Source organism: Marinobacter piscis (assembly GCF_007671655.1).
GTDB classification, from domain to species: Bacteria; Pseudomonadota; Gammaproteobacteria; order Pseudomonadales; family Oleiphilaceae; genus Marinobacter; species Marinobacter piscensis.
Map to the genome: position 1 here is coordinate 11561 of NZ_VCGX01000003.1, position 16271 is coordinate 27831.

The 16271-nt window shown below is 58.1% G+C and carries 13 protein-coding genes and 1 other RNA gene; 13 read left to right on the plus strand and 1 reads right to left on the minus strand.

Features of this window, described 5'->3' with window-relative positions; genetic code table 11:
* Window positions 1-3: 3 nt before the first annotated feature.
* Window positions 4-1923 carry a penicillin-binding protein activator gene (locus tag FFI95_RS10960; RefSeq protein ID WP_246069501.1) on the minus strand — a complete coding sequence of 640 codons (1920 nt, stop codon included), beginning with the start codon at window positions 1921-1923 and terminating at the stop codon, window positions 4-6.
* 95 nt (window positions 1924-2018) lie between these two features.
* Between FFI95_RS10960 and rsmI the strand changes: the two genes are divergently transcribed.
* The 13 genes from rsmI (at window position 2019) to murC (ending at window position 16270) form a co-directional block, all read left to right on the plus strand.
* Complete coding sequence (rsmI, locus tag FFI95_RS10965; RefSeq protein ID WP_144822495.1) at window positions 2019-2894, plus strand: 16S rRNA (cytidine(1402)-2'-O)-methyltransferase; 876 nt, start codon at window positions 2019-2021, stop codon at window positions 2892-2894.
* Between the two features lie 55 nt (window positions 2895-2949).
* Window positions 2950-3310, plus strand: an RNA gene (gene rnpB / locus FFI95_RS10970) — RNase P RNA component class A.
* Window positions 3311-3615: 305 nt separating this feature from the next.
* A complete protein-coding gene (gene mraZ, locus FFI95_RS10975; protein WP_144822497.1) occupies window positions 3616-4068 on the plus strand; it encodes a division/cell wall cluster transcriptional repressor MraZ in 453 nt (150 codons plus the stop codon).
* Window positions 4065-5048: a 16S rRNA (cytosine(1402)-N(4))-methyltransferase RsmH gene (rsmH, locus tag FFI95_RS10980; protein WP_144822499.1), complete on the plus strand. Its 984-nt coding sequence runs from the start codon at window positions 4065-4067 to the stop codon at window positions 5046-5048. Before mraZ ends, rsmH begins: the two co-directional genes overlap by 4 nt.
* 2 nt (window positions 5049-5050) lie before the next feature.
* Complete coding sequence (ftsL, locus tag FFI95_RS10985) at window positions 5051-5455, plus strand: cell division protein FtsL (protein WP_144822501.1); 405 nt, start codon at window positions 5051-5053, stop codon at window positions 5453-5455.
* A gap of 32 nt (window positions 5456-5487) precedes the next feature.
* Window positions 5488-7227 carry a peptidoglycan D,D-transpeptidase FtsI family protein gene (locus FFI95_RS10990; protein ID WP_144822503.1) on the plus strand — a complete coding sequence of 580 codons (1740 nt, stop codon included), beginning with the start codon at window positions 5488-5490 and terminating at the stop codon, window positions 7225-7227.
* 4 nt (window positions 7228-7231) lie between these two features.
* Window positions 7232-8716 carry a UDP-N-acetylmuramoyl-L-alanyl-D-glutamate--2,6-diaminopimelate ligase gene (locus FFI95_RS10995; protein WP_144822505.1) on the plus strand — a complete coding sequence of 495 codons (1485 nt, stop codon included), beginning with the start codon at window positions 7232-7234 and terminating at the stop codon, window positions 8714-8716.
* On the plus strand, window positions 8713-10104 hold the full coding sequence (locus FFI95_RS11000) for a UDP-N-acetylmuramoyl-tripeptide--D-alanyl-D-alanine ligase (protein WP_144822507.1): 1392 nt from the start codon (window positions 8713-8715) through the stop codon (window positions 10102-10104). The genes FFI95_RS10995 and FFI95_RS11000 overlap by 4 nt, the downstream gene beginning before the upstream one ends.
* Entirely contained in the window at window positions 10089-11174 is a 1086-nt protein-coding gene (mraY, locus tag FFI95_RS11005) for a phospho-N-acetylmuramoyl-pentapeptide-transferase (RefSeq protein WP_144822509.1), read from the plus strand. Before FFI95_RS11000 ends, mraY begins: the two co-directional genes overlap by 16 nt.
* A gap of 15 nt (window positions 11175-11189) precedes the next feature.
* Complete coding sequence (murD, locus tag FFI95_RS11010) at window positions 11190-12545, plus strand: UDP-N-acetylmuramoyl-L-alanine--D-glutamate ligase (protein WP_144822511.1); 1356 nt, start codon at window positions 11190-11192, stop codon at window positions 12543-12545.
* Window positions 12545-13744, plus strand: a complete 1200-nt coding sequence (ftsW, locus tag FFI95_RS11015) for a putative lipid II flippase FtsW (RefSeq protein ID WP_144822513.1) — start codon at window positions 12545-12547, stop codon at window positions 13742-13744. The genes murD and ftsW overlap by 1 nt, the downstream gene beginning before the upstream one ends.
* A complete protein-coding gene (murG, locus tag FFI95_RS11020; protein WP_144822515.1) occupies window positions 13741-14829 on the plus strand; it encodes an undecaprenyldiphospho-muramoylpentapeptide beta-N-acetylglucosaminyltransferase in 1089 nt (362 codons plus the stop codon). Before ftsW ends, murG begins: the two co-directional genes overlap by 4 nt.
* The gene (gene murC, locus FFI95_RS11025; protein ID WP_144822517.1) at window positions 14822-16270 is read left to right on the plus strand and encodes a UDP-N-acetylmuramate--L-alanine ligase; all 1449 of its coding nucleotides are present in this window, start codon (window positions 14822-14824) and stop codon (window positions 16268-16270) included. Before murG ends, murC begins: the two co-directional genes overlap by 8 nt.
* Window position 16271 lies beyond the last annotated feature (1 nt).

Sequence of the window (16271 nt, forward strand, 5' to 3'; positions counted from 1 at the left end):
GTGTCAGTCTGTCGGTGTTTCCGTGCGGGTGCTTTCTGCTTCGCCGGCTGGTTTTAGCTCGGGCAAGAGCTTTGGTGTTCCGTTACTGAAACTGGCCCAAAGCTGACTGCGGTGGACTTTACCTTCCGGAGTCATGGTCAGACGACCTGTGTGCCCGTCAACAGCTGCAGACTGCACCTGACGGAGCAGCGGCAGGCGCTTGCTCAGTTGCCAGGCGTCGGCGCCCATGGCGAAAAGTCTGCCAAGCTGACCGCGGGTCCCGGGCAGCACCTTGCCAGCCTCTGCCCTTAACGGGTTGTTCTCCGCCAGGATCCACGGTGTATCGGTAAATATTACCTGGTTGAGGTCACGGTCCCGGCCAGCATCAGGGGTGCCTTCATAAATAATAGAGGGGGAGTAAACCGGCAGGTCGCCTCCGAAGTAAAATGCGAACAAGGGTTTGAACTGGCGGGCCACCGACGGTTCAGCCACCATCACAATAGCTTCGGCATCCTGGCGACGGCGGGGTTCAAACTCGACATTGATGCCAATGGTGCGCTCCACCTCAATAGCCCGGTCCCGGGAGACTGTGATCCCCAGCAGGCCAGCCGTCACTTCGCGAAAGTTTTCTTCCGGGAAGAAGCGCTCGATATCCAGTGCAGCGGTACCGTGTGCTCGCATGCGTTCCAGGAGTGCTGCTTCAAACCGGTCTCCCCACTCACCCTGGGGTATCAGCACCAGAGTCTGGTTAATCTGTTGCATGGAGAGGCGGTCGGCAATTTGCCGGGCTTCGTCTTCAGCTGAGAGTCCGAACTGGTACAGGCCTTCGGGAATGCTCTTGTCAGAGGGCAGGTAATTGAGTCCGAGGACAGGCACAGGCAGTGCCTGCTGCTCACTCAGGCTTGCCAGTGATTCTTTCTGTAGGGGGCCAATAATCAGGTCGGTTTTCTGTGCAGAAAGTTCTTCGTAAAGCTGATCGAACGCTTGGTTAGATGTGTCGACGATACGGATGCTGGTTTTGCTGCGAACGTCTGGATCATCCTGGAAAAATGCAGCCAGGAAACCATCGCGGATTGCTTGTCCGGCAGTGGCCAGTGGGCCCTGCAGTGGAAGGGCCAGGGTGATGTTGCCGGGTCGGCTCTCAGACAGGCTGGCTATAAGCTGAAGCTTTTGCGGCAGAATCCGGGCCGCCGGGTGGCTCTGCCAGTTATTCTGCCATCGGCGCACAATGCGACCCTGTTCTTCGATGCTGATATCTGGCGCTCTCAGGCTGGCAGCGAGTTCCAGCCAGCCTTCGGTCTCAAAGCCAATGGATGTGTCGTCTGCTGCGGTCAGTTCTTTTTCCGGAACCTTCTCCAGCAGTGCCCAGATGTGATTATGAACTTCTTGCAGGTTGACTCCGGAGTCTGCCTGGGAAAGCAGCATCAGAGTGGATGCGGCTGGCAGGGGGGCGCCGGCCAGGGCGTAAGTGTCAGCCTGAAGGCTGGCAGCCCGGGTTTTAAGGTCCGGGCTGTAGTTCTGGAAGCTGTCCGGCGAAAGCTCCGTAATAATGCTTTCGGCCCACTCGCGATCGTCCAGTGTTGTGGCGCTGGCCATTGCAAGTAACCGCTTTTGCGGCTGCAGTGGAGGTGCAGGTTGCGCCAGCTGAGAGCTCTGCAGTAATGTGCGGGCGGCCCGGTGATCGTCACGGCCCTGGAACCGGCTTGCGACCTCAAGCAGGTATCGCTGTGCGGTTTCTGTGTTCCTTTCCTGGGCAGCAAGCTCAAGAGCCTGGGCGGGAGATTTTGCAACCTGTGCATCCAGGTTCACGCTGGCGCAGCCGGCGAACAGCAGTGATAGCATGAGCACAGCGGCCAGGGCGCGATGGTTAATACAGTCTTTGATCATGGTAATCTCTGTCGATTCCGGAGTATTGGGCTTGAGGCGCCGATCTGTTGATGGCAAGTTTAACAGCTCCCGGGCTAATTCACATGACGCAGATGTCATGGTAGCGCCGCCTTTAACGCGAGGCACACATATTAAAATCGGAACAGGCAGTCATGCAGGTAACCAGACCAGAGGGGCACCCGGGCACCCTATATATAGTTGCCACACCCATTGGCAATCTTGAAGATCTTTCCCTTCGGGCCGGTAAGGTGTTGGAGCGTGTAGCGGTTATTGCCGCCGAGGATACGCGGCACAGCGGCCGTTTGCTGCAGCATCTGGGCATCAGTAAGCCGTTGATTGCACTGCACGACCACAATGAGCGCGACAAAGCCCGGGGGGTTCTGGAGCGATTGCTGGAGGGTGCCGATGTGGCGCTGGTATCAGATGCCGGTACACCCTTGATTTCCGATCCGGGTTACGTTCTTGTCCGGGAGGCAAGGGCTGCAGGTATACGGGTGAGTCCGATTCCGGGGCCCTGCGCGTTGGTTGCAGGTCTCAGCGCCGCAGGCCTGCCCACGGACCGGTTTTTGTTTGCTGGTTTTTTGCCCGCTAAGCGTGCCGGCCGCCAGTCCGTTCTTGACGAACTGCGAAAAGAGGTGGCAACGCTTGTTTTCTATGAGTCTCCCCACAGGATAATGAACACTGTCGCAGATATTGTGGATGTAATGGGGCCTCAGCGGGAAATTGTGCTGGGCCGGGAGCTTACCAAAACATTTGAGACCTTTTATTCCGGTCCCGCAGCAGACGTGCACGCCGCATTGCACGAAGACACCCATGGCAGCCGCGGTGAGTTTGTTGTGATGGTGCGCGGGGCGGAAAAAGCCGAAGCCGGCCTGATGGCGGGAGCGCTCGATGTAGATCGCTTGTTGACTCTTCTAATGCCGGAGCTGCCGTTGAAAAAAGTGGCCCGACTGGCATCAGAGCTGAGTGGCCTGAGCAAGAATGAGCTGTATCAGCGGGCGCTCGAGCTCCGAAACAGTGAAGACTGAGGGCTGGATTGCGCTTTCTCTTGCATGGAGGGTGGTGCAGGCGTATGGTTTCGGGCGAGCTCGCCAGACAGTCGCCGCCGGTTTACCGGGGGAGGAAAGTCCGGGCTCCGCAGGGCAAGGTGCCAGGTAACTCCTGGGCGGCGTGAGCCGACGGAAAGTGCAACAGAAAGCATACCGCCTAAGTGTTTGTGAGTTACTTGCAAACACCGGTAAGGGTGAAACGGTGCGGTAAGAGCGCACCGCGTGGCTGGCAACAGTCCACGGCGATGGTAAACCCCACCTGGAGCAAGACCAAATAGGAGTCCGACGGCGCGGCCCGCGCTGGACTCGGGTAGGTTGCTTGAGGTCTGTGGTGACGCAGACCCTAGATGAATGACTGTCCACGACAGAACCCGGCTTATCGGTGAGCTCACTTTATTCCTGTCTTGAAAGTGCATGACTTTCATGGTTGTGCGTCACATATAACAAAAAAATCTTAAACCTCACTTGCTTTGTTCAAACATACTTACAGGTGTTTGATTTTCTTTCTTTTCTTTTCCGTAATGTCACCTTTCGCTCTCGCTGAGCTCTGTAACCTGTTGTCATAAAAGGAACTTTTCCAAGAGGGCCGCTGTTTGCGTCGCTTGCATTGTCCTGTAGGTGTTTCTATAGTGTGCGCAAGTGGTAAAAAGTGGTTTCTAGTGGATATTTGTGGTTTTTTCGGGTTCTCAGAGACGAGTGAATGAGCAACTTTCTCGGCAGTCATGCCATCAATATGGATGCAAAGGGTCGCCTGGCGATCCCCGCCAAGGTGCGCGAAGGCCTCGCGCACGCTTGTGGTGGCCGCATTGTATTGACAGCAAATGCCGATGAAGAGCGCTGTTTGCTGATGTACCCGGAACCTGAGTGGGAGATTCTCCGCCCAAAAATTGAGGCGCTCCCCAACATGAATAAAGCGGCCCGGCGCCTGCAACGGTTATTGCTGGGTAATGCCGCGCCCATGGAGCTGGACTCCGCAGGGCGCATTCTGGTGCCACCCACTCTGCGCAGCTACGCCCATCTAGAGAAAAAACTGATGCTTATCGGGCAGGGGAAAAAACTGGAGCTATGGAGCGAGGAGCGTTGGTTTGCGTGGCTTGATGAGTCTTCCTGTGATGAAGACATGCCGCCGGAAATGGAGGCGCTCTCCCTATGACCACTGATCGCAAACCGGAGGCCGGGGCGGGGTTCTCCCATCGTTCGGTGCTCCTGGACTCGGCGGTCGACTACCTGGTCGGGGATCCAGAGGGCAAGTACGTGGATGGCACGTTCGGCCGGGGCGGTCATAGCCGTCTGATTCTTGGCCGCCTGGGAGACTCGGGCCGGCTTCTGGGGATAGATAAAGACCCCGAGGCAATTCGTACTGCACAGGAGATGGCTGCAGACGACGCACGCTTTGTTTACTTTCATGGTTCATTTGCCGAGCTTGACGCTGCGGTATCCGGCGCTGGCTGGGAGGGTGTCAATGGCGTGCTTATGGATCTTGGTGTGTCATCGCCGCAGCTGGATGACGCATCCAGGGGGTTCAGTTTTATGCGCGAAGGTCCGCTGGACATGCGGATGAACCCCCTGCAATCGCCCAGCGCAGCGGAATGGCTCGCCACTGCCGACGAGCGGGACATTGCCGATGTGATTTTTCGCTACGGCGAAGAGCGGTTTTCCCGACGCATTGCGCGCCTGGTTGTCGAGCGCCGGCAGGAAACAGCGATTGAAACCACATTACAGCTGGCGGCACTGGTCAGCGAGGCAGTGCCGAAAAAAGAGAAACACAAGCACCCGGCGACGCGTACGTTTCAGGCGATACGCATTTTTATCAACCGGGAGCTGGAAGACCTGGAGCTGGGGCTTAAGGCCGCCGTGGATCAGTTGGCGCCAGGGGGCAGACTGGTGGTTATCAGTTTCCATTCACTGGAAGACAGATTGGTAAAACGCTTTATGCGCGACCTTGCCCGCGGCCCCAGGTTGCCCAAAGGCATACCTGTAACCGCAGACCAGGAAGCCGCAGATTTTCGGTTGATTGGCAAGCCCGGGAAGGCCAGCGCCGACGAGGTCAGTGAGAATGTCCGGGCCCGCAGTGCGGTTATGCGGGTACTGGAGCGGCTCGACAACACACAGACAAATCAGGGGAGCGCGTGATTATGGGCGCTGTAGCCATAGAGCCAACGGTCAGAGCGACCCGGCTTAACAAGGAAAAAGTCCGCGAAGGCGTGGTTGCTGCTGTGAGGATTTCACAGCGGGTTTTTACCGCAACCCGGCAGAAAAACGCGCTGATCTCTCTGGGGCTTGCGGTGGTACTTGTTGCCTCGTCAATTGGTGTCGCTGTCAGTGCCCACGAGAACCGGGAGCTGTTTAACACACTTTCACAACTCCAGGCTGAGCGCGATCAGTTTCAGGCAGAATGGAGTCAGCTGCTTCTTGAGCAGAGCGCCCTGGGGGCGCACGGGCGCGTGGAAAAACTTGGGGCAGAGCGTTTCAACATGGTGGTTCCCGGGCGCCAGGATATTGTTCTGGTTCCGTTGATGACGCCGCTGGCGGCTCGTTAATTCACAACAATAACAACCACAGGGTGATTTGATTGTCCCGACAGGAATCGGCAAAAACACTGGGCCAGAAACTGGCGGCAGGGCTCAAGGCCTGGCGCTTCGGCACTGTGCTGGGCGCATTCCTGATCGTTGTGCTGGCACTTGGCTGGCGCTTGGTTGATCTGCACGTTGTGGATGACGATTTTCTGCGCAAACAGGGCGATGTTCGCACCATCCGGGTGGAGGCAATTGATGCTCACCGTGGTGTTATCACAGATCGTTATGGCGAGCCGCTGGCAGTCAGTACACCGGTACAGACGCTTTGGGCAAACCCGTCCCAGGCGGACCCGGATGAGCCGCGTCTGGCAAACCTTGCGCGGTTGCTGGAGATCAGTGAAGCAAGGTTGCGGAAACGGCTGGCCGACTACAGCGGTCGCGAGTTTATTTATTTACGCAGAAAAGTGCAGCCGGGGCTGGCAGCCAGAGCTATGGAGCTGGGTATTCCCGGAGTGCATACACGCCAGGAGTATCGCCGGTATTATCCCGCGGGCGAGGTAACAGCGCATGTTGTCGGGTTTACCAATATTGACGAACTCGGCCAGGAAGGAATAGAGCTTGCCTATAACGACTGGTTGTCGGGCGTATCCGGCCGTAAGCGAGTGTTGAAAGATAACCGCGGTCGCGTCATCAAGGATCTGACCCTGATCCGGGATGCAGCACCCGGCCATAACCTGGAACTCAGCATTGACCTGCGCCTTCAGTATCTGGCGTATCGCGAGTTGAAGGCCGTCGTTGGCGCCCACAGCGCCCGGGGCGGCACCCTCGTTATGCTGGATGTTGATACCGGAGAGGTGCTGGCAATGGCTAACCAGGGCTCGTACAACCCTAACGATCGCAGCCAGCTGGAGCCGGGAAACCTCCGTAACAAGGCAATCACGGACCTGTTTGAGCCTGGCTCCACTCTGAAGCCGATTTCTGTGGCTGCAGCGCTGGAGTCAGGTGAGTACAGCACTGATACAACAATTGATACCTCCCCCGGGTACCGGCGCTTTGGCAGGTTTACGATCCGGGATTTTCGGAATTACGGCGTTCTGAGCCTTACGGATATTCTCGTAAAGTCCAGCAACGTGGGCGTCAGCAAAATTGCCTCGGAGCTGGGTGGGGATGTTATTCGCAATCTTTACGCGCGTCTGGGCTTCGGGCAGCCAACCGGTATTGGCTTTCCGGGTGAGGCCGTCGGGGTGCTCCCGGCGCCAATGAAATGGCGTCCTTCAGAGGAAGCAACGCTCGCCTACGGTTATGGGGTCAGCGTTAATGCCCTCCAGCTAGCGCAGGCTTACATGGTGATTGCCAATGGTGGTGTGCGCTACCCGTTGAGTCTGATGAAGCTTGAGGCCGCGCCAGTGGGTGAAAGAGTGTTATCCGAAGAGGTTACTGCGGATGTGCGCGGCATGCTTGGTCAGGTGGTTGCCCGGGGGTCAGGCAAGCGCGCTCAGCCGGGCTTTTATAGTGCCGGGGGTAAAACAGGAACAGTGCACCTGGTTGGGGCAAGAGGTTATGAAGACAGCCAGTATAAGGCCGTATTTGCCGGTATGGCTCCCATTGATAACCCTCGGATTGTGACAGTGGTGGCCGTTGATGCGCCCCAGTCCGGTGAGTATTACGGAGGCGAAGTGGCCGCGCCGGTATTTTCCCGGGTCATGAGTGATGCGCTCCGTCTTCTGAATGTAAGGCCCGAGCTGGAGGTTGGGGCAACCCCGAAAACGTCAGAACAGGCCGGGGAGAGAGGTTAGGCTTATGAGCATGTCATCTCTCAACACATTATTGCAGGGCATCGTATTCGTGCCGTCGGTCTTTGACGTAACGGTTCATGATCTGCAGACAGACAGCCGGGAGGTCCGCACGGGGGATGCCTTTGTGGCACTTGCCGGCACGGCTACCCCTGCTGACCAGCACATAGATAAGGCCATTGAGGCCGGGGCGGCTGTCGTGTTGCTGGAAACAGACGCAGAAGAAGCGTGTCGCGAGTATCTCGGTGCTTTGATCGTGCCGGTTGTGCAGTTGCGGCGGCGGCTGGGGAAAATCGCCGCCCGCTTTTATGAGCACCCTTCGCGAAGGCTTCGGCTGATTGGTGTTACCGGCACCAACGGGAAAACTTCGGTCAGCCACTACGTCGCACAGTTGCTGAATCAGGCGGATACACCTTGTGGCGTGCTCGGAACATTGGGTTATGGCATGCCCGGCGCTCTGCAGGAGGCCAGCCATACCACTCCCGACGTTGTTCATATCAACCGGGCCCTGTCCGGTATCCGCGATGCAGGCGGGCGGGCCGTTGCAATGGAAGTCTCATCCCACGGACTGGATCAGGGCCGTGTTGATGGTCTGAGTATCTCCGGTGCTGTGTTTACCAACCTGACCCGGGATCACCTGGACTATCACGGCTCCATGGAAGCCTACGGAGCAACGAAGGCGAAGTTGTTCGAACGCGAAGATGTGCACTTTTCAGTGATCAACATTGATGATCCTTTCGGTCGCCAGTTGTACGAAAAGCTGGATGGCCGGTGCGACCGTATCCGTTACAGCCTGCATGAAACCGAAACCGAGCTGTGGCTTAGCGAGTACTACCCGACAGATGAGGGGTTTGAAGCTGTGGTCGATGGCGAGTGGGGCCGTTTTGGCTTCAGTGCGCCTCTGCTGGGCAGTTTCAATGTGAGTAATGTGCTGGCGGCCGTGGCAACGGTTATGACTCTGGGCATATCGGCTGCCCAGGTGCAGCAGGGCGTGAGCCGGCTGGCACCGCCTCCCGGCCGCCTTGAACGTTTTGGCAACGCCGATGGTGTTCGCGCCGTGGTGGACTATGCCCATACCGCGGATGCCCTGGCGAATGCACTGGCGGCCCTGCGACCGCACGTAACAGGCAGGCTGATTTGTGTTTTCGGATGTGGCGGCGATCGCGATGGTGGCAAACGCCCGGAGATGGCAAAAGAGGCAGAAGCCAGTGCCGATGTGGTGGTCGTAACTGACGATAATCCGCGAACCGAGAACCCGGAGAAGATCGTGGTGGATATTCTGGCCGGGTTTGCCCGCCCGGATGCTGTGACGGTTATCCACGACCGGGCAGAGGCGATCCGTTTTGCGATCAGTATGGCCACGCCGGACGATCTTGTTCTGGTTGCCGGCAAAGGCCATGAATCCTGGCAGGAAGTCGCAGGCCGGAAACTGCCCTTCAGCGATGCAGCTCAGGTACGCAAGGAGCTGAAGCTTGCAGGAGGTGCTGTATGATGCGCGCTTTCTCGCTGGCCGAGGCTCAGCAGTATACCAACGCAAAATGTATTACCGGTGCACTGGAGACAGTGCAGCTGACAGGAGTGTCTACAGATACGCGTGTGCTGAAACCGGGTGATCTGTTTGTGGCCCTGCGGGGTGAGCATTTTGACGGCCATGGTTTTTTGCAGGCGGCAAGCGAGCTCGGCGCCTGCGCAGCCGTCGTTGATACGCCTGATCGGACGCTGGACCTGCCTCAGCTGGTTGTGACCGACACTGTGCAGGCGCTCGCGGACCTGGCCGGCGCGAATCGCCATGAAAGCGATGCAGAGCTGATTGCTATCACAGGCAGCAGCGGCAAAACCACCGTGAAAGAGCTGACAGCGTCGATTCTGGCGCGCATGGGAGAGACTCTGGCAACCTCCGGCAACCTCAACAACCACATTGGGGTGCCGCTGACACTGTTCCGGCTGGAGCCAGACCACCGGTTTGGTGTGATTGAACTGGGTGCCAGTGGCGCCGGTGAAATTGCCCACACCGTTGCCATCACACATCCGCGGGTGGTCGTTCTTACCAACGCCGGAGAAGCGCATCTGGAAGGTTTTGGCAGTTACGAAAATATCGTGCGGGCCAAGGGTGAGATCATCGAGGGTGTGGCGGATGCAGGTCTTGTGGTTCTGAACCGGGACGACCCGGCGTTTGACCAGTGGTTAGCCCGTGCGGGGACGCGACGGGTTGTCAGTGTTTCACGTGCTGATCACACAGATGCAGATTACCGTGCTGCTCTCACGCAGGCCCCAGGTACACAGCCCGGGATACGGGTGGCTGGCCCCGAAGGCTGGTCCTGCCGGCTGACTCTGCCGCTGGAGGGTGAGCACAACGTCACCAATGCCTTACTGGCTATTGCCGCAGCCCGGGAATTGGGTGCTACAGACGCGGCGATCACAGAAGGTGTGATGAGCGTGCAGTCAGTTCACGGACGCCTGCAGGTTACCAACCTGCCGGGCGGAATGTCGCTGATTGATGACAGTTATAACGCCAATCCGGCCTCCATGAAAGCGGCTCTCACGGTGCTGGCAAAGCGGGAAGGCGTGCGCGTTGCGGTATTGGGTGCCATGGCCGAGCTGGGGCCTGCTGCAGAAAAACTACACCGGGATGCCGGAGCCCTGGCGTCCGGGCTTGGCATCGAGCGCTTGCTGACCGTAGGCGGTGGTTGCGAGGGGTATGCCGAAGGGTTTGGAGCGACAACTGAAATGTATCAGACCCATGACGAAGCCATACAGGCAGTCGCAGATATGAATGGCCAGCCGGTTACGGTATTGGTCAAGGGATCCAGAAGTTCCGCCATGGATCGTGTGGTGGATGGAATCAAACATAAGGTGAATAACGCATGCTGCTCTGGCTGACAGAGGTTTTATCCCAGTATTTTTCGGCACTGACGGTGTTTCAGTATCTGACCCTGCGCGGAATACTGGGAATACTGACGGCGTTGCTGATTTCGCTGATTATCGGACCCTTGATGATCCGCAAACTGGGCCAGTACCAGATCGGACAGGCTGTTCGGGACGATGGTCCGCAGACGCACCTCAGTAAAGCGGGTACGCCCACAATGGGGGGCGCGCTTATTCTCGTGGCTATCGGCATAAGCACACTGCTCTGGGCCGATCTTTCCAACCGTTATGTCTGGGTCACCCTGCTGGTAACCCTGTCATTCGGGGCCATTGGCTGGGTTGATGATTACCGTAAGGTGGTTGAGCGCAACCCGCGGGGGCTGCCGGCCCGCTGGAAGTATTTCTGGCAGTCGCTGATTGGTGCTGTGGCGGCGGTCGTGCTCTATTTCAGCTCGGCGCTGCCCCAGGAAACGTCTCTGTACCTGCCCTTCCTCAAAAATGTGTCACTGACCCTCGGGCCGGTGCTTTTTTTGCTGCTGACGTATTTTGTGATCGTCGGCAGTAGTAATGCGGTCAATCTGACCGATGGGCTGGATGGCCTGGCCATTATGCCGACGGTTATGGTTGCCGGCGCCCTGGGCATCTTTGCCTATGTCTCCGGCAACGTGCAGTTCGCAAATTACCTGTTGATTCCGCACCTGCCCGGAACGGGCGAGCTGATTGTGTTCTGTGGCGCTCTGGTTGGCGCCGGGCTGGGTTTTCTCTGGTTTAACACTTACCCGGCCCAGGTGTTCATGGGCGATGTCGGAGCGCTGGCACTCGGTGCAGCTCTGGGTGTCGTGGCAGTGATTGTGCGCCAGGAAATTGTGCTTTTTATCATGGGCGGTGTGTTTGTGATGGAGACCGTGTCCGTGATTCTGCAGGTGGCGTCGTATCGGCTGACGGGTCGCCGGATATTCCGGATGGCGCCACTGCATCATCATTTTGAGCTGAAAGGCTGGCCGGAGCCGCGGGTTATCGTGCGTTTCTGGGTGATCACCGTGGTTCTTGTACTGATTGGCCTGGCCAGCCTGAAAATACGATAGGAAACCGGATCGATTATGAGCATCGTCATGTCAGATCAGCACACACTGGTAGTAGGGCTCGGTAAAACCGGGCTTTCCTGCGTGCGCTATCTGTCTGCCCGGGGAGTCAGCGTGGCCGTGGCTGACAGCCGCGAAGCACCGCCGTGCCTGGGTGACCTGCAAAAGGGCTGGCCGGATGTGCCTGTGTATCTGGGAGCATTTGACAGCAAGCTGTTTGCCGGGTTCAGCGAGTTGATCGTAAGCCCGGGCGTCAGCATTGCGGAGCCGGCGATTGCCCGTGCCGCGGAGCAGGGTGCGCGTATACGCGGCGATATTGATCTGTTTGCCGAAGCGGCTGAGGCGCCGGTTATTGCTATCACCGGCTCCAACGGCAAGACCACTGTGACAACCCTGTTGGGCGACATGGCCCGGACCGCCGGCCGCAATGTCGCAGTGGGCGGAAATATCGGAACTCCGGCGCTGGATCTGTTGGATCTGGATGCGGACCTCTATGTACTGGAACTCTCCAGTTTTCAGCTGGAGACCACCACGGGACTGAATGCAGCGGCAGCAACAGTGCTGAACATCAGTGATGACCACCTGGACCGCTACCGCGACAAAAACGCGTATTTGCACGCCAAACAGAGGGTTTTTCAGGGGTGTCAAACGGCCATTGTGAACCTTGATGATGCCCTGAGTATGCCGCCCGAGCGGAACGGGTTGCAGCTTTTGTATTTCGGGTTTGAGTGCATGGCTCCGGAGACCTTCAGCACCCGCCGGGACGATGAGGGTCTCTGGCTGACCTTTGGCGAGGACAACATTCTCAACGTTGCGGAACTGGCCCTGGTGGGCTGGCACAACACCAGCAATGTAATGGCGGCGCTGGCTTTAGGCCATGCTGCCGGCCTGCCCATGGAGGCCATGCTGGCGGCTGCCCGCAGGTTCCGGGGGCTGGCGCACCGGTGTGAGTATGTGCGTACGCTGGCGGGAGTGGATTACATCAACGACTCCAAGGGTACAAATGTTGGAGCGACGGTGGCTGCCATCAAAAGTCTGGCACCGGACGGTACCGGCAAAATTGTCCTTGTCGCTGGCGGTGAAGGCAAGGGCGCCGATTTTTCGGAGCTGGCAGCGCCAGTCAGACGTGGTTGCCGGGCCGTGGTGCTGATTGGCCAGGATGCCGGGTCTATTGCCAGTGCCATCGGATCCGATGTGCCCGTGCACCTGGCTGGGTCTTTAGCCGCTGCGGTCAGGAAAGCTGCCGAGGTAGCGTTGAGCGGTGACCGGGTGCTGTTTTCTCCGGCCTGCGCCAGTTTCGATATGTTCAGGGATTATCTTGACCGGGGCGATCAGTTCCGCGCTCAGGTCCAGGCACTCGGGGAGGTTGCGTGATGTCCGCAGAGTTGTCCGCTACTCCTGCACAAGCAAAATGGCTGAGCGAGGTCCAGCCGTTGCCGGTTCTGATTCTCAGCTCGGTGGCACTGCTGATTATCGGCGTGGTGATGATTTCCTCTGCCTCCATGGATATCGCGGCAGCCACCATGGGCAACAGCTATCACTATGTTATTCGCCAGCTTGTGTTTGCTGTGCTGGGCTGTGTGCTGGCGCTGGTGGCCGTTAACGTGCCCATCGCCTGGTGGGAACGCAGTGGCTGGTTATTGCTGGGTGTCGGGCTGTTGGTTCTGGTTCTGGTGCTTACCCCCTTGGGGCGCACGGTCAATGGTTCCACCCGCTGGATCCCGTTCGGGCTGTTTAACGTCCAGGTTTCCGAGGTTGCCAAGCTGTGCCTGATTGCGTATCTGGCCGGGTATGTGGTCAGGCGCCGCGATGAGCTGCTGAACACCTGGGCCGGCTTTCTCAAGCCACTGGCGGTTCTGGGGGTGGCGTCTGCCTTACTGGTTATCCAGCCGGACTTCGGGGCGACCGTCGTTCTGGTTACGGCAGCTGCGGGGATGATCTTTCTCAGCGGCGTACGCCTGAGTCGGTTTGTACCCCTGATCGGGATTCTGGTGGGAATTGGTGCGGTACTGATCGTAACCCAGCCGTACCGTCTGAAGCGTGTGGTGAGCTATCTCGACCCCTGGAAAGACCAGTTCGATACCGGCTATCAGCTGACCCAGTCGCTGATAGCATTCGGACGTGGCGAGTGGTCGGGTGTCGGCCTGGGCAACTCCATACAAAAGCTGTTTTTTCTGCCCGAGGCTCACACAGACTTTATTTTCGCCATTATCGCGGAAGAGTTCGGGCTGCTGGGTTCATTGTTCGTACTCGGGCTGTTCACCGTGCTGGTGGTAACCGGTTTTGTGATTGCACGCCGTGCAGAAAAAGCCGACATGCCGTTTGCGGCCTGTTTTTCTTACGGCATCACCTTACTGATCGGTTTACAGGCGGGTATCAATATGGCGGTCAGTACCGGGCTGTTGCCGACCAAAGGGCTGACCTTGCCTTTGGTGAGTTATGGCGGCTCCAGTCTGCTGGTCAGCTGTGTGCTGATCGGCATTCTGGCAAGAGTGGAAATGGAAAAGCTGGATAAAGAGAAGCAGAACGCAGAGCAGACAGGCTCGCGCAGGAAAAAGAGGGGCGCGGTATGACTGAGGCGCGTCGATTCCTGATGATGGCCGGAGGCACGGGCGGACATGTGTTTCCGGCGCTGGCCACAGCTCGTGCTCTGGAAGCCAAAGGACATGAGGTTCATTGGCTGGGCGCGGCCGGTGGCATGGAAGAGCGCTTGATCAGTGATACGGGGATTCCGCTTTCACTGGTCCATATTTCTGGCCTCAGAGGGAAAAGTAAGCTCACTCTGTTAACCGCGCCTTTCCGGCTACTGCGGGCTCTGGGTGAGGCGCTCACCATTATGCGCCGTATTCGCCCCGACTGCGTGGTTGGTATGGGTGGATTTGTAACCGGCCCGGGTGGTTTGGCGGCCTGGCTTACACGAACGCCGCTGGTGATTCATGAACAGAACGCCATTGCCGGTATGACAAACCGCATTCTGGTGCGCTTTGCAAAAACCGTACTGGAAGCGTTCCCCGGGAGCTTTGGCACCGAGGTGGTCACCCGCTGTACCGGAAACCCGGTACGCGAAGACCTTGCAGCTCTGCCGGAGCCGGAACAGAGAATGTCCTGCCGCACGGACGAGCCACTGCGCCTGCTTGTGGTCGGCGGCAGCCTGGGAGCCCAGGTGTTCAATCAGCAGTTGCCAGAGGCGCTTGCCGCTTTGCCCGGGCAGGAGCGACCACAGGTGTTGCACCAGTGCGGCGAGAAAAACCTGGAAGCCGCACGTTCTGCGTATGAACAGCAGGGTGTCAGTGCGCAGGTGGAGCCGTTTATTAAGGATATGGCGGAGGCTTATAGCTGGGCCGATCTGGTGCTTTGCCGCGCAGGCGCGCTCACGGTCTCGGAACTGTGTGCCGCGGGGCTTGGTGCAGTACTGGTGCCGTTTCCCCACGCGGTGGATGACCATCAGACACAAAATGGTCAGCAAATGGTTCAGGCCAAAGCAGCCGTGCTGATTCCTCAGTCCCGGCTTACACCAGCTGTGCTGGCGGAAACCCTGGGCGATCTTGCCGGGGATCGGGCGCGGGTGATGGATATGGCAAAGGCCGCACGTACACTGGCTCGCCCGGATGCAACGGAGAGAGTCGTAAATTATTGTCTGGAGGCCGCAAATGGCTGAAACAACCAATCCACCGCTTGTTTTTCAGGTTCCGGAAATGCGCCGGATCCGCCACATCCATTTTGTGGGCATTGGTGGCGCCGGCATGAGCGGCATTGCAGAAGTACTGAAGAACCAGGGTTATGACGTATCCGGTTCAGACATTAAAGAGGGTGTGGTTACCCAGCGCCTTAAAAGTATGGGTATTGAAATCCAGATTGGCCACCGGGAAGACAACAGCGCCAAAGCGGATGTGGTCGTGGTGTCGTCTGCTGTTACATCAGATAACCCTGAAGTGGTGTCCGCCCGCAACCGGAGAGTGCCCATTGTTCCCCGCGCCGAGATGCTGGCCGAGGTGATGCGCTACCGGCATGGCATTGCGGTGGCCGGTACCCATGGCAAAACCACAACCACCAGCCTGATTGCGTCAGTTTTTGCCGAGGCGGGTCTGGACCCGACGTTTGTGATCGGAGGCAAGCTGAACAGTGCCGGCACTAATGCCAAGCTGGGCGGCTCCCGGTATCTGGTTGCGGAGGCAGATGAGAGTGATGCTTCTTTTCTGCACCTGACGCCGACCATTTCCGTGGTGACCAATATAGAAGCCGACCATATGGATACCTATGGCGGTGACGTTGAAAAGCTCAAGCAGACCTTTGTGAAGTTTCTGCACAACCTGCCATTTTATGGTCTGGCGGTGATGTGCGTGGACGATGAATACGTGCAGGAAATTATCCCCCGTATTTCCCGCGCCATCATTACCTATGGCATCTCGAACCCGGATGCAGACTACCGGGCTGAAAACATCGTCACGGATGGTTTGCGCTCGCACTTTGTCGTCAAGCGCCCGGGTGGTCGCAGCGATCTGACCGTAGAGCTGAAAATGCCCGGTCGTCACAACGTGCTTAACGCGCTGGCGGTCATTGCTGTTGCCACCGACGAGGGTGTGGCCGATGACGCCATATGTCGCGGGCTGGCAGCATTTGCGGGTGTTGGCCGCCGGTTTCAGGTTAATGGCGAGTACACAACATCCCGGGGCAATACAGTGACGCTTGTGGATGATTACGGCCACCACCCGACCGAGGTTGAAGCAGTCATCCGGGCAGCCCACGATGCCTGGCCCGGGCGTCGGATAGTCATGCTGTATCAACCACACAGATTCAGCCGGACCCGGGATTTGTACGAAGACTTTGTGCGGGTCCTGTCCGAAGTCGATGGGTTGTTGTTGATGGATGTCTACTCTGCCGGCGAGGATGCCATCCCGGGTGCTGACGGGCGGGCTCTGTGTCGCAGCATCAGGCAGCGCGGCAGGGTAGAGCCGGTTTTTGTAGAAGATAATCGTGAAATCGAAAGCCTGCTTGAGGGGGTGTTGCAGGACGGTGACCTGCTGATAACCCAGGGAGCAGGCGATATCGGTGGTGTGGCGAACAGATTGGTAGCAGCAGGAGTACTGGCAAGTGAGTGAG